We start from the raw sequence: 12,698 nt of genomic DNA, 5'->3' as shown, positions 1-12,698 counted from the left end.
CCTCCAGATAAGGCGATCCGGCACGCCGACTGTCCTGCGCTATTCCGGATTGCCGGGCAGGAAGGTGAACGGCTTGGCCGGTTTGAATTCGGCCGCGACTTCGCCGGCGAAGATCTCGCCGTTCTGGATCGTCAGCTTCTGGACCGGGGCGCCGGGCTTCAGGTCGAGCTTGTCGAGGGACACCCAGAAGGTGTTCGGCCGGGTCGCGGAATCGAAGTAGTAGATCCGGTTCTTCTGATCGGAGATCGAACGCCAGATGGTCGAAGAGATGTTCGGCTGGTCCGGGGTGGTGATCCCGAGCGGCACGCTGACGGCGCGTTGCACGCCCATGACGCTGGCGACGGCCTGATAGTCGAACGAGTGCTGCGGCACGCTCTTGATGTAGTTGGGATCCGCCGCCTTCGGGATCGCGCTCAGCAGGAACGAGGCCCGGGCAAAGCGGTCGGCCGCGCGATTGGTACCCGGCAGGAAGGTCAGGCCGCCGATCTCTTCCCAGTATTCGTTCATCGCCAGCTGCTTGTCGTAAGTCGGCGAATTGGTCATCACCGTGTATTGCTTGCCGTGATGGATCACCAGCTTGCCTTCGACATATTCGAAGATCGCTGAATCGCCGGACGCATCCGACATGGCGAGATGAAGCGCAGCGGGGGAGCCGTTGGGGAGCGTCGGCGCGAGCAGGTTGAACGGCTCGGTCCTCAGATGGGCGACAGCCTCATCCACCGTGGCGAAGTTGTCGAGCACATACTGCGCCCACAACGAAATCGACAGGAACGGACGTCCCGCGACCGGCGCCGGATACTGCGATTCCGCCAGATAGAGAATGTTGGCGACGAGGCCCTTCTCGTTCATTCCGTCGGTCGATCCGGCCTCGTAGCCGGAGGTGATGACGCTGCCATACTTGGACGTCCAGGTGAGGGATTGCGGGCCAGATGCGCCATCGCGCTCGATTCCGGCCGGGAACGCCCAGAGGTTGGAGAACATGTCCTCCTTCCAATCCATGTTGCGCCCCGTCGCCACCATCTGTCCGTCGCCGACGAAGAGGGTGCGGGTGCAGGCATCGGCAAAGCCGGTCAGGGTCGGCATCAGCATCGCAGCCGAAAGGGCGAGTGCTGCGGATCGGGACAGACGCTTCTTCATGGAAAAACTCCTCACATGAGTTCGGGGGAGCGAGCGGGGACGGCGCGGCTCAGAACTTGATCGTGCCGCCGAGAATGGGCCCCTGGATGACGGCGTCGAAGACGAAGGGGCCGTCTTCGTAGTCGATGCCCTGCGCGCGATAGCCGGCCATGGCGGAAAAACGATCGTTCACCTTGTAACCGACCGCGCCGAGCAGATCCCAATTGTAATCGGAAGAGCCGCCGCCGGCGATCGCCCAGCCGCTCACGAACACGGACTCGGTCAGGGAATATTGCGCCTTGACGCCGACCACGGCGTCGACCCATGTCGCCCTGTGGCGCCGGTCGAGGCCGAGTTGCAGCGGCGCGTCCGTGACATTGAGCGACGCTTCGACCGACCAGAGCCGCGCGCCCGCCAGCACATCGAAATTGCCACGATCGGTCTTGATCAGCGAGTAGGCGGCGGCCGGCGTCCACTGCAGCAGCTCGGTTCCCAGTTCCGCGCCGATTCCATAGGGCAGCTTCGCATCGGCGGAGAGCTTCATATAGAGAAGGTCGGAGAAGATCGAGAAGCGGTCATGCCGCGCCTCGACCACACCCATGGCCGCGAAATCGAGATGATCCCAGATCTGGGAGAAATCCATTTCGAAGGACGCCTTCACCGTGCCGAACCCGACATTTCCCGACGTGGACGGCGCCCAGACATAGGGCGCGACGGTGAAGGTCCAGCCCGAGGCCGGCGCTGCCACGGCGGCTTCCGGCACGGCCGGGATATCGGCCGCCGAGGCGGTTCCGCCGGCTCCAGCCGCGATGCCAAGGGCCAGCAAAACGGTCCACAACCTCGCGGCCGCAGGCCGGCGCCGCTTGGCGGAAGAGACGTTCAGGGCGGGCAGATGGAGGGGCATTGGATGCATCTCTCGGCAAGATCGGACCGTGTCGGAAGATCGCAATCGGCTGGCGGAACTACACGCGAATCAGAGTCCATCAGCCAGGATGCAACCGTATTTCCCCTGTCCCCCATACGGGTCTCCGGCAAAGCTCGTCAATATTCAGGAGCCTGCCAGATCTTCCGCCGCTTAGAACATCGCCATTCTGACCAGCGCATTTGGAAGGGAAACCTCGATCCTCGCCAAACCGATCGAGACTGCCTATAGCAATCCAGAGGCCGGGTGGCGCCGTCTGGAACAGCGGCATCGGGCGACAAGGACGCGAGATGCCGATGTTCGATTCGACTCCGATTGCCAACTCCTCCGACAAGACCGCCTTCTATCGTGAGCTCGACCAGCAACTGGCTTCGCTGATCGAGGGCGAGCCCGATGCGATCGCCAACGCCGCCAACATGTCGGCGCTGCTCTATCACGCGATGCCGGAGCTGAACTGGGCCGGGTTCTATTTCCTGCCCGAGGGGACCGACGTCCTCGTGGTCGGCCCCTTCCAGGGCAAGCCGGCCTGCGTCCGCATTCCGATCGGCAGGGGCGTCTGCGGCACCGCGGTGGCGAAGCGCGAGACGATCCTGGTTCCGGACGTGCATGCCTTTCCCGGCCACATCGCCTGTGACGCGGCATCGCAATCCGAACTGGTCGTGCCGCTGATCCGCGACGGGCGGGTGCTGGGCGTGCTCGATCTCGACAGCCCCAGGGCCGGCCGGTTCGACGCCGACGACCAGATCGGCATCGAACGCCTCGTTGCGCGCTACGTCGCCAATCTTCCAGCCTGACCCATCCGGGTAACCACCCGGAAAGCGTGCAGCTTCTATGGATGGTCCGCCTGGCTGCGACAGCGGCGAGGCAGGACGGAATATTGGCCGGGGGAACGGACAGCGCATGGCGGCGGATCAGGGCACGGGCATCGCGATCATCGGCTGCGGCTATGTCGCCGACTCCTATCGGCATTGCCTAGCCCTGCATGAAGGGACGCTGCGCCTGACAGGCGCCTATGACCGCGACCCGCAGCGGCTTTCCGCCTACCAGGCCACATGGGGCGACCCGGCCTACGCCTCGCTCGACGCGGCGCTGGCCGATCCAACCTGTTCGATCGTTCTGAACCTGACGGATCCCGAAAGCCACGCCGCCGTCACCGAGGCCGCGATTGCCGCAGGCAAGCATGTCTATTCGGAGAAGCCGCTGGCGATGACGGCCAGCGAGGCCGCCGCCCTGCGCGATCGCGCGCGCGACGCCAGCGTCCGCCTCGCCTCCGCGCCCTGCAATGTGCTTGGCGAAAGCCTGCAGACGGCCTGGGCCGCAATCCGCGCGGGGGCGATCGGCAAGGTGCTGCTCGCCTATGCCGAGCTCGACGACGGCATGATCCACCGCACCCAGTATGGCGACTGGCTGAGCCGCAGCGGCAAGCCCTGGCCGGGACGTGGTGAATTCGAGACCGGCTGCACCTATGAGCACGCCGGCTACGCGCTGACCATCTTCGGCGCGATGTTCGGCCCGGCGACGCGGGTCACCGCCTTCTCGGCCCTGCTGGTGCCCGACAAGCAGACCACGCCGCCGCTCGTCCATCCGGCGCCGGACTTCTCCGTCGGCTGCATCGAATATGAAAGCGGCGTCGTCGCGCGGCTGACCAATTCGATCGTCGCACCCTATGACCACCGCATGCGGATCATCGGCGAGACGGGAATCCTCGAGATCAGGGAGCCCTGGGACTATGCCTCGCCGGTCATCCTGCGCCGCCCCGGCGAGGGACGGATCGCGCGGCTGATCGAGCGCCGCCTCGGCGGCGGCCTCGGCAAGCGCCTGCCGATGGCGCGCCCCGTTACGTTCAAGGGCGGGCGTGGCAAGCCGACCATGGATTTCATGCGCGGACCGGCGGAACTAGCGTCCGCGCTCCGGGAAGGCCGCCGGTCGCGGCTCGACGAGGATTTCGCCGTGCATGTGACGGAAGTGACGGAGATGCTGCAATATCCCGAGCGCTTCGACCGCCCTGCCCGCGTACAGTCGCGCTTCGCGCCGATCGAACCGATGGACTGGGCACGATGACGGCCATGCCAGAAGCCAATCTGATCACCTGCTCGTTCCGGGGCGATCTCGACGTCTGCCGGATGCTGTGCGAGAGCATCGACCGCTTCGTGCCAGCGACCATCCCGCACAGCCTCTACGTGCCGCGCGCCGACCTGCCGCTCTTCGCCGACCTCGCCTCGGACAGGCGCATCGTCGCCGCGCAGGAAGACCTGCTGCCACACTGGTTCCGCAAGCTGCCGCTGCCCGGCCCCGAATGGCGGCGGCGGCTGCACCTTCCCCGCCGCAACATGTATGTGACGCCCTACAGCCCGCTGGTACGCGGCTGGATCGCACAGCAGATCATGAAGATTTCTGCGACCGCCAACGCATCGGCCGAGATCGTCGCCCATATCGACAGCGACAATGTCTTCATCCGGCCGCTGAAGCTCGAACACCTCGCCCGCGACGGCAAGGTGCGGATCTATCGCAATCCGGAAATGGTCGATCTGGAAACGCATCGCGTCTGGCAGGAGACGGCCGGAAAGCTGCTCGGCCTGCCGCCAAGCCGCTACTACGGCGCCGAATACATCAACCCCTTCGTCGTCTGGAAGCGCTCCGTCCTTCGCGGCATGATCGAGCGGATCGAGGCCATCGCCGGCCGCGACTGGCGCATCGTGCTCGCCCGCACGCCGCATTTCGCCGAATATGTCCTTTACGGCGTCTATGCCGACAAGGTGATCGGCCTCGACGCGGCCGGGCTGATGCCGGAATCCTTCACGCTTTGCCACTCGCGCTGGGGCGACGAATTCACCGGCGTCGAGGACGAGGAATCGTTTGTGCGGTCGCTGCGGCCGGAGCATGTCACCTGCCTGATCCAGTCGACGATCGACACGTCGATGGCAAAAAGGCATGCGATCTTCGACCGGGTCGCGGCGCTCGCGGCCGAGCAGGATCAGGAAGCGGCGCGTTTGGCCGGATCGGTTTCGCGATAGACGGGATAGAGGCTGCCGAGCGACAGCTTGCCGAGCACGCCCGCCCAGCGATAGCGGAAATCGGCCTCCGCGGCCGGACCCTTTCGGCGAACAAATGGATAGCGCAGAGCCAGCAGGCCCAGTTGCACCAGTGCCTTGGCGCGCAGCCACCAGCGGGTGGCAAGGGGTGACGGGCTGTTGCCCGCGACGGCCTCGGCATAGACCTGTCCGCCGGCGAAAAAGCGACGACGGAGATAGCCGGGATCGCAGCGCGTTGCCGGCACGAATTCCGACACCCGCGCATCGGGCAGCCAGCCGAAGCGGCGGCCGCGCGCCTGCAGCCGGCAGAAGAGATCGAGATCCTCGCCGCCGGCATGGCCGAAACGCGGGTTGAAGGGCTCGTCATCGGCCAGCGTCGTGGCGCGGCGGAAGATCGAATTGCAGGTCGCCACCGTAATGACGCGCTCGCTCCTCTTGCCGAGCGCCACGACGTCCTGGCCGGATGGGGCCTCGATCTGGCGCGAGAACAGGGTGTGGATCGCCGGAGTCACGCGCTCGGGCGTCTCGAACCGTGGATCGACGCCGCCGAAGAACACGTCATGCGGATGCTCTCGCAGCCCCTTGACCACTGCCTCCAGCCAACCTGGCGCCAGTTCCTCGTCGTCGTCGATGAAGGCGATGAAGGGCGAGGTGGTGGCGCGAATGCCGGCATTGCGCGCCACCGAGATGTTGGCGGGATGGGCCGCGACATAGCGGACCTCGAACGGGCTCGCCGCGTCCGCCGCCGCCACCACGGAGGCGGCCGAGCCGTCATCGCTGTTGTCGGCCACGACCACGGTGAGCCGGGTCCCGGAGGGTATGGCCTGCGCGCGGATGCTCGCCAGCGCCTTGCCGAGAAGGTCCTCGCGCCGATAGGTGCAGAGGACGATCGAGAGATCGATCGCCCCCGCCTCGGTCGTCCTCATGTTTTCCAAACCTGCTGCCCCCGCCATTGGCGCCTTCCTAGACCAACGCACTCAGCACGACCAGCATCGGTTGCGAAATCCCGCCCCCGCGACAGGACGAACAGGCAGAGCACCGCAACGTTGGAAAGCACCGTGCCGCGCATGAACAGGGTTGCCTCGGTCAGGTTGTGCAACAGATAGAGCCAGAGCAGCATCGCCAGGAAACCGATGGCGGCGCGCGCCGGCCGGCCCAGCGGCCCGGCGATCGCCTGCGCCGTGCCGGAGAGAGCCCCGGCGGCGACGATCAGCGCGGCCGCGATGGTCGCCGGCAGGCCGACATGCAGCCAGAGTTCCAGATAGCCGTTATGCGCCTGGTTGATCGTGCCGATCTCGACATCGCCGAGCCAGGTGCCCGGCTCCAGCCGCTGCAGCGGATCGGCGGCGAGGCCGACATCCCAGAACGCGCCATAGCCGTGTCCGAGCCAGAAGCGCTCCTTTGCCGAGCGCAGCGCGAAGGCCCAGAGCTCGTCGCGCCCGGTGAAGGAAGCGTCGCCCAGCGTGGCGGTCAACAGCGCATCGAGGTTGAAGTCGAAGACCGCGAATAGGCCAAGCATCGCGGTGACGGCGAGGAGCCCCAGCGCGATCATCAGCAGAACGAAGCGCGCGCCCAGCCATTCGGCACAGGCAAGCAAGGCCATCATCATCACCGCGACACCGGTCAATCCGATCGATGTCTTGGATTTGGTGACGACCAGGAAGAGCAGCGCCGGCAAAAGCATCAGAAGGCCGAGGCCAACGGAACGGGCCCGCGTCGCCCCCAATATCCAGGTCGCGCCGCAGACGACCGTGATCATGGCCACCAGCCCGGCGACGTTCTTCTGGGTATAGAGGCCGCGAACGCCGATATCGGTGATCGCGACGCCGGGCCAGAGCGCCGTGCCCACCAGATTGACCAGCATCACGCCGGTCAATCCGAGGAACCACCAGGTGTGAAACCGGCGAATATCCTGAAGGCTGGCCGCGATTCCGGCGGCGATCGTGGTCAGGAAGACAAGGAGCAGCGCCCGGCGGAGCGTCAGGCCGGGATAGTCTGACCAGGCCATGCTGGCCATGCAGAAGCCGGTGAAAGCGACAAGTGGCAGGTTGCGGATGAAGAGCCCGACTGCGGCCCGGTAATGAACGACGAGCGTGACAGTCGCGAGCAGGAAAAGCCCGAGGACGGCAAGGCGGTCGAGCGGGCTGCCCTCGACGCGATCGGCAACCGATGCATCGGCAAAGGGGCGGGTGCCGATGAAGGTGTAGAGCATGAAGCCAGCCAGCAGCACGCCGTGCAGGCTGTCGCCGGCCGCGCGGACCAGGCCGCGCGCATCCGCCGGATCTCGCAGGCTGGCCGGCATCGGCGCATCGCTCATCTCATCGGCTCCGAAACGCCAAGGTCGCACCCGTCACGCGGGCTTTGGACGTGGCTTCGGCCACGCCTGCATCGCCCGGTATGGACGGTGCGGCAAGTTCGTCTACCATGACCATCCGCTTGCCTTGCAATCATAGATTCGTAGGATCGGCGTCCAACAGTAAAGATCGCCCTACGGCGTGCCATACGGCCGGCCCGGACGCGATATCCATGCAGCGCAAGAAGGCTTCCGGGTGGGTAGTGTTTCCATCGTCATTCCCACCTTGAACCGGCCGAAGGCACTGCAGCGCGCCGTCGCGAGCGCGCTTGCCCAGTCGGATCTGGCCGAGATCGAGGTCGAGATCCTGGTGATCGACAATTCTTCCGATGGCAATGCGCGCGAGCTGGTGGAGGCGATGGCCGCCGGCGTCAACCAGCCATTGCGCTATATCTCCATGCCCGTGCCCGGCGTCGCGAATGCGCGCAATGCCGGCGTGGGCGCCGCGCAGGGGCGCTGGGTCGCCTTCCTCGACGACGACGAGGAAGCATCCGGGATCTGGCTCAGCCAGCATGTCGAGATCGCGCGCCGCAGCGGTGCCCAGGCGGTGTTCGGTCCTGTGTCGGCGAAGGCCGAAGGGGATCGCGAGATCGGGCCATTGGCGCCCTATTTCTCGCGCCATTTCGACCGGATGGATGGTGAGGACGTCACCGATCTCGCGCCCTATCTCGGCACCAACAATTCGATGTTCGAGCGCGCCAGCTGCCTGCAAGGCGAAGGCGGCCCGTTCGACACCAGCCTGAACGAGACGGGCGGCGAGGATACGCTGCTGCTGAAGCGCCTGGTCGACGAGGGCAAGCGCTTCGCCTGGTCGGCCGAGGCGAACGTGACCGAATGGGTGCCCGAACGCCGGCTCAACTGGGCCTATGTCCGCAAGCGCAAGTTCCTGAGCGGCCAGATCCGCGTGCTGACGCACCACAAGGCACAGCCGGTCGAGTGGAGCCGCATCGCCTTCTGGATGTGCGCCGGCATGGCGCAGATCGTCCTGCACGGCATCGCCGCCATCGCCACCGCGCCTTTCGATCGGATCCGGTCGGAAAAGGCGCGGGTGAAGGTGCGCGGCGGGCTGGGCAAAGTGTTGTGGATGCAGCGATTCCGACCGGCACTCTATGGATCGGGCCTGGTCTCGTGAGCCGACGGCACCGTGCAGGACCGACGCGGCGAACCCTGATGGCCGGCGGTCTGGCGGCCGGGCTGCTGGGCGCCTTGCCGGCCAGGGCCCAATCCGGCGGGCGATGGATGGTCCGCGTACAGGATGGCGGGCCGGGAACGCCGATCAACCCGCTGATCTACGGCTCGAACGAGATCGGCACGATGGACGGGGGCGCCCCCTCGTCCGAACTGGACCGGGCGGCCGGGGTGACCGCGCGCCGGCTCGGCGGCAATTTGATGACGACCTATAACTGGGTCAACAACGCCGCCAATTCCGGCAAGGACTACCATCAGGCCAATGGCCCCTTTTTGCTCAACGCCCTTGGCCTGGCGCAGAGCGAATGGCAGAAGCCGGCCGTGCTGATCGAGACGATGCACGAGACGTCGCTCGCCATGGGGGCGAAGAGCCTCGTCACCGTGCCGCTCGCCGGCTATGTCGCCGCCGACTTCGAGGGTCCGGTGCCGCCAGAGGCGAGCGCGCCCTCATCCCGTTTCGTGCCGACCCGCTGGGAGCCCGGCGCCAAGGCCGGCGATCCGGTGGTGCCGGCCGTCGCCGACATTCCACAACTGCTCGCCCGGCTGGTGGCGCGCTATGGCAGCGCCGCCAGCGAACGCGGCATCCATGCCTATGCGCTCGACAACGAACCCGGCCTCTGGGCGGAGACACATCCGCGTGTCGTCACCGCCAAGCCGACGATCCGAGCCTTTCTCGAACGCTCTCTGGCGGCGGCGCGCGCGATCAAGCGGGCCGATCCTGCGGCGCGCGTGTTCGGCCCGGTCAGTTGGGGCGCGTCCGAGATGGTCTCGTTCCAGGATGCGCCGGACTGGAACGACTACCGGCGTCATGGCAGCTTCCTCGCTGCCTATCTGGATGCGTTTCGCACGGCTTCCGAACAGGACGGCATCCGCCTGCTCGATGCGCTCGACGTCCACTGGTACCCCTACAGCAACCGGGGCGACCTGTTCCGCTCCGAAGATCCGGCATTGGCTGCAGCCCTGCTCGATGCCCCTCGATCGCTGACCGAAGCGGGCTTTCGCGAGGATAGCTGGGTCGTGCGGGCACTGGCCGATGCCGGCGGCGATCGCGAGGTCGGCCTGCCGCTGCTGCCGAGCCTGCGGCGCATCGCCGATCATGTTTTCCCCGGCACCGAACTGGCCGTGACCGAGTTCAACTATGGTGGCGCCGGCCAGATCGCGTCGGGACTGGCGCTGGCCGATGTGCTGGGCCGTTTCGGCCAGCAGGGCGTTTCCTTCGCCACCCACTGGGGCAGCCTCGACGGTTCGCTCGGTGACGCTTACCGGCTGTTTCGCAGCACCGATGCGACAGGCCGGCGCTTCGGCGACCGGGCGCTTCCCGTGACGATCGAAGGCACGCCGGATCTGGTCGCCTACGCCTCCAGCTTCCAAGACGGCAAGCCGGGCCTGCAGTTGATCGTCATCAACAAGTCGGATGCGTCCGCGACGGTCGATCTGCGCTTCGAAGTGGCGGAAACCCCGAACTGCCTGTCAGTCCTCGGCTTCGACGCGGCCAATCCCGCGACAATTGTCCTGACAGAAATCCCGATCCACTTCGATGGCGGCCTGCAGGTACTGCTGCCAGCGCGCTCGGCCCGCCGCTACAGCTTCGGCTGAGCGAACACCGTCCGCGCCAGGCCGTCCTCAAGCCCGATGCGGGCCTCGAGGCCAAGATTCGAAGCCGCCTGCGTGCTGTACACCGCATCGCGGCCAAAGATCGCCATCTCGGCGCGCGTCGGCGCGAGGGCCGTGCGCTTCGATCCCGCCAGGCCCAGGCGACGGCCGATCTTCGCCGCGACCGCCAGGAACTGGCGCAGGGCCAGCCCCGTCCCGCCAACCGCCGGCAGAGCGGGCGCGCCGATCCGCCGTGCGACAGCCGCGAAATAGTCATTCCAGGTTGGCGTCTCGGGACCGACGACGTTCAGCACCGTCAGCGGCGGCCAGCCGATGCTGGCGCCGGCGAGCAACGCATGCCCCGCCTCGACCACCAGCGCGCCGACATCCCCGACATGCACCAGCGGCGCCGGGCCGTCGGCCGCGCGGCCAAAATTGCCCCAGGCGCCGGCGGCGATCCGCTCGGCGAGCTTGTCGGTCCAGAACCGACTTCCGGTGCCATAGACGATGCCGGGCCGGAGAATCAGCACGCGCCGCTGCGGATGGGCCGGATCGCGCGCCCAGGCTCGAACCAGCGACTCGCACTGGACCTTGGCCCGCGCATAGGCGCCGAGCGAACCGATCGCCGGCATGCTTTCATCAATGACGCCCGTGCGGTCGCCATAGACGGCGATCGAGCTGAAATAGACCAGCGCCGGGACGTTGGCCTCGGTCATCGCCTGAAGCAGCAAACGGCATTGCGTCACCATGCCCGCCTCGTCGCCATAGGCGGCATGCACGACCATTTCGACATCGGCCACGGCGCCGCGGGTCTGTGCGAGATCGTCGAGGTCGCAGGGCGTGGGCACGATGCCTTCCGGCGAGGCCGCGCTGGAGGGAGATCGCCGCGTACCGGCGCGCACAGCATAGCCCCCCGCTGCCATGGAAGCGGTGACGACCGACCCGATGAAGCCCGTCGCGCCGGTTACCAGGGCGGAACGGCGCGTATCGGGATAAAGGGTCATCGGTTCAGGACTCCACGGTCGGGACTATGCGGGTGCTTGGCCGGACGATCGCCAGCAGGTTCCGGAATGCCGGACGAGCGAAGACGGCCAGGAGCACGGCATAGCAGACAACGCCGATCCCGATGGAAATAACCAGCGCGAGCGGACGATTTAGCCCCTGCAGGATGAGGTCGCTTCCGGCCACCACGAGGCCCATCGCCCCTGCCAGGCTCCATGCCGGCAGCAGGGCCCGAAAGCGCTCGCGCTGCGGCCAGGCCAGGTTGGGTGCGGGCAACCCTATCGCCAGGATCGACTGCACGGCATCGCCGACCAGGCGGGAGAGGCCGACGCTGATCGGACCGAGCGGGCTGGCAAGGACAAGTAGCAGCAGGGTTGCCCCGAAGCCGGACAGAGAGCCGAACAGGCTGAATTCCGGCCGCGCGCTGGCGGAAAGCGCCGTATAGACCAGCCGCGCCGGCAGCAGGATGGCGGCGCCGAGCGCCAAGCAGATGGCGATGTCGATCGCCCCGTCCCAGCCCGGTCCGGCGACGATCGGCAGCAGGATCGGCGTCACCGCCGCCATGCCGACAAACAGCGGCGCGATGACGAAGGCGGCGTTGGCGACGACGGGTTCGACCCGGTCGCGCAGCCGGCGCGGATCCGAACCGGCGCCGGCAAAATAGGAAAAGGCGAGGTTGTGCGACGTCGCGACGATGGCGCCGCGGATCGGTTCGATCAGCCGCATCGCCATGTTCACATAGCCGAGCACCGTGACGCCATAGAGCGCGCCCACGACGTTGTTGAAGGCGAGATAGGTGAGGTTATCAGCCAGCCGATCGAAGAAGGAGATGCGCGCGAAGCGGCCGATATGACCGAGATGCTCGAGCGACCAGCGCGGCAGGATCAGGAAGCCGAGCCGCCATTGCAGCAGGATGGCGCGGGCGACGACGACGAGCAGGCGCTGCCCGATCAGCGCCCAGACGCCGCCACCGGCAAAGGCGATCGCCAGCGACAGCGCGATTCCGATCGCGTGCCCGCCCAGGGTGGCGATGGCGACGTCGTTGAAGCGATGCAGCCGCCGCGCCAGCGCGGTAGCGATATCCGAATGGCCGCTGAAGAAGATCGACAGCATCGCGACCGGCAGCAGAACCCGCATCTCCGGCTCGCCATAGGCGTGCCCCAACCAGAATCCGCCCACCACGGACAGGGCGAACAGCCCCAGCGCCACCAGCCAGGCTACCGCCAGGGCCGCGCCGAGATGGAATTTTCGCAAGCCACGCCTTTGCGCCAGCGCCTCCTCGAACGGCGCCCCGACACAGACCGAGGCGACCGCGACGAGGGTCAGGACCAGTGCGCTGACGCCAAAATCGCGCGGCTCCAGCATGCGCGAAAGAATGACGGTACTGCCGGTGAGAAGCGCAAGCCGCCCGATCGCGTCGGCTCCCGCCCATCCGATCCAGCCGAGCAGACGCGGAGGCTTGGCAGACCCCTTGCCTTGGCTCATTGCAGGG

At 66.8% G+C, this 12,698-nt stretch carries 11 protein-coding genes; 5 read left to right on the top strand and 6 right to left on the bottom strand.

Annotated elements, in window-relative coordinates:
- Window positions 1-39: 39 nt before the first annotated feature.
- Window positions 40-1,137 carry a linear amide C-N hydrolase gene (locus OSH10_RS04725; RefSeq protein ID WP_266330456.1) on the bottom strand — a complete coding sequence of 366 codons (1,098 nt, stop codon included), beginning with the start codon at window positions 1,135-1,137 and terminating at the stop codon, window positions 40-42.
- 49 nt (window positions 1,138-1,186) lie between these two features.
- Window positions 1,187-2,020 (bottom strand): hypothetical protein, encoded by an 834-nt coding sequence (locus tag OSH10_RS04720; RefSeq protein WP_266330455.1) that lies wholly within the window; start codon window positions 2,018-2,020, stop codon window positions 1,187-1,189.
- Window positions 2,021-2,334: 314 nt separating this feature from the next.
- On the opposite strand from OSH10_RS04720, the gene OSH10_RS04715 reads away from it, so the two are divergent.
- The 3 genes from OSH10_RS04715 (at window position 2,335) to OSH10_RS04705 (ending at window position 5,052) form a co-directional block, all read left to right on the top strand.
- Entirely contained in the window at window positions 2,335-2,832 is a 498-nt protein-coding gene (locus tag OSH10_RS04715) for a GAF domain-containing protein (protein WP_266330454.1), read from the top strand.
- A gap of 106 nt (window positions 2,833-2,938) precedes the next feature.
- On the top strand, window positions 2,939-4,099 hold the full coding sequence (locus OSH10_RS04710) for a Gfo/Idh/MocA family protein (RefSeq protein WP_266330452.1): 1,161 nt from the start codon (window positions 2,939-2,941) through the stop codon (window positions 4,097-4,099).
- Between the two features lie 5 nt (window positions 4,100-4,104).
- A complete protein-coding gene (locus OSH10_RS04705) occupies window positions 4,105-5,052 on the top strand; it encodes a DUF6492 family protein (protein WP_266330451.1) in 948 nt (315 codons plus the stop codon).
- On the opposite strand, the gene OSH10_RS04700 is transcribed toward OSH10_RS04705, so the two are convergent.
- Window positions 5,013-5,996, bottom strand: a complete 984-nt coding sequence (locus OSH10_RS04700) for a glycosyltransferase family 2 protein (RefSeq protein ID WP_266330450.1) — start codon at window positions 5,994-5,996, stop codon at window positions 5,013-5,015. The two genes, OSH10_RS04705 and OSH10_RS04700, sit on opposite strands and share 40 nt — an antisense overlap.
- Window positions 5,993-7,387, bottom strand: a complete 1,395-nt coding sequence (locus OSH10_RS04695; protein ID WP_266330449.1) for an O-antigen ligase family protein — start codon at window positions 7,385-7,387, stop codon at window positions 5,993-5,995. The genes OSH10_RS04700 and OSH10_RS04695 overlap by 4 nt, the downstream gene beginning before the upstream one ends.
- A gap of 232 nt (window positions 7,388-7,619) precedes the next feature.
- On the opposite strand from OSH10_RS04695, the gene OSH10_RS04690 reads away from it, so the two are divergent.
- Entirely contained in the window at window positions 7,620-8,555 is a 936-nt protein-coding gene (locus OSH10_RS04690; protein ID WP_266330448.1) for a glycosyltransferase family 2 protein, read from the top strand.
- Between the two features lie 38 nt (window positions 8,556-8,593).
- Entirely contained in the window at window positions 8,594-10,207 is a 1,614-nt protein-coding gene (locus OSH10_RS04685; RefSeq protein ID WP_266330447.1) for a glycoside hydrolase family 44 protein, read from the top strand.
- Here the strand turns inward: OSH10_RS04685 and OSH10_RS04680 are convergent.
- Complete coding sequence (locus OSH10_RS04680; protein ID WP_266330446.1) at window positions 10,192-11,208, bottom strand: NAD-dependent epimerase/dehydratase family protein; 1,017 nt, start codon at window positions 11,206-11,208, stop codon at window positions 10,192-10,194. The genes OSH10_RS04685 and OSH10_RS04680 overlap by 16 nt on opposite strands.
- A gap of 4 nt (window positions 11,209-11,212) precedes the next feature.
- Window positions 11,213-12,691: an oligosaccharide flippase family protein gene (locus OSH10_RS04675; RefSeq protein ID WP_266330445.1), complete on the bottom strand. Its 1,479-nt coding sequence runs from the start codon at window positions 12,689-12,691 to the stop codon at window positions 11,213-11,215.
- Window positions 12,692-12,698 lie beyond the last annotated feature (7 nt).

The organism is Kaistia defluvii (genome assembly GCF_026343955.1).
GTDB lineage: Bacteria > Pseudomonadota > Alphaproteobacteria > Rhizobiales > Kaistiaceae > Kaistia > Kaistia defluvii.
This window is presented reverse-complemented; position numbering and strand designations above follow the sequence as displayed.

Excerpts from the sequence above, each read along its gene's own strand:
- OSH10_RS04725 (WP_266330456.1), bottom strand. The coding sequence starts at position 1,137 with ATGAAGAAGCGTCTGTCCCGATCCGCAGCACTCGCCCTTTCGGCTGCG.
- OSH10_RS04715 (WP_266330454.1), top strand. The coding sequence starts at position 2,335 with ATGTTCGATTCGACTCCGATTGCCAACTCCTCCGACAAGACCGCCTTC.
- OSH10_RS04685 (WP_266330447.1), top strand. The coding sequence starts at position 8,594 with ATGGCCGGCGGTCTGGCGGCCGGGCTGCTGGGCGCCTTGCCGGCCAGG.
- OSH10_RS04695 (WP_266330449.1), bottom strand. The coding sequence starts at position 7,387 with ATGAGCGATGCGCCGATGCCGGCCAGCCTGCGAGATCCGGCGGATGCG.
- OSH10_RS04720 (WP_266330455.1), bottom strand. The coding sequence starts at position 2,020 with ATGCCCCTCCATCTGCCCGCCCTGAACGTCTCTTCCGCCAAGCGGCGC.
- OSH10_RS04700 (WP_266330450.1), bottom strand. The coding sequence starts at position 5,996 with ATGAGGACGACCGAGGCGGGGGCGATCGATCTCTCGATCGTCCTCTGC.
- OSH10_RS04705 (WP_266330451.1), top strand. The coding sequence starts at position 4,105 with ATGCCAGAAGCCAATCTGATCACCTGCTCGTTCCGGGGCGATCTCGAC.
- OSH10_RS04680 (WP_266330446.1), bottom strand. The coding sequence starts at position 11,208 with ATGACCCTTTATCCCGATACGCGCCGTTCCGCCCTGGTAACCGGCGCG.
- OSH10_RS04675 (WP_266330445.1), bottom strand. The coding sequence starts at position 12,691 with ATGAGCCAAGGCAAGGGGTCTGCCAAGCCTCCGCGTCTGCTCGGCTGG.
- OSH10_RS04710 (WP_266330452.1), top strand. The coding sequence starts at position 2,939 with ATGGCGGCGGATCAGGGCACGGGCATCGCGATCATCGGCTGCGGCTAT.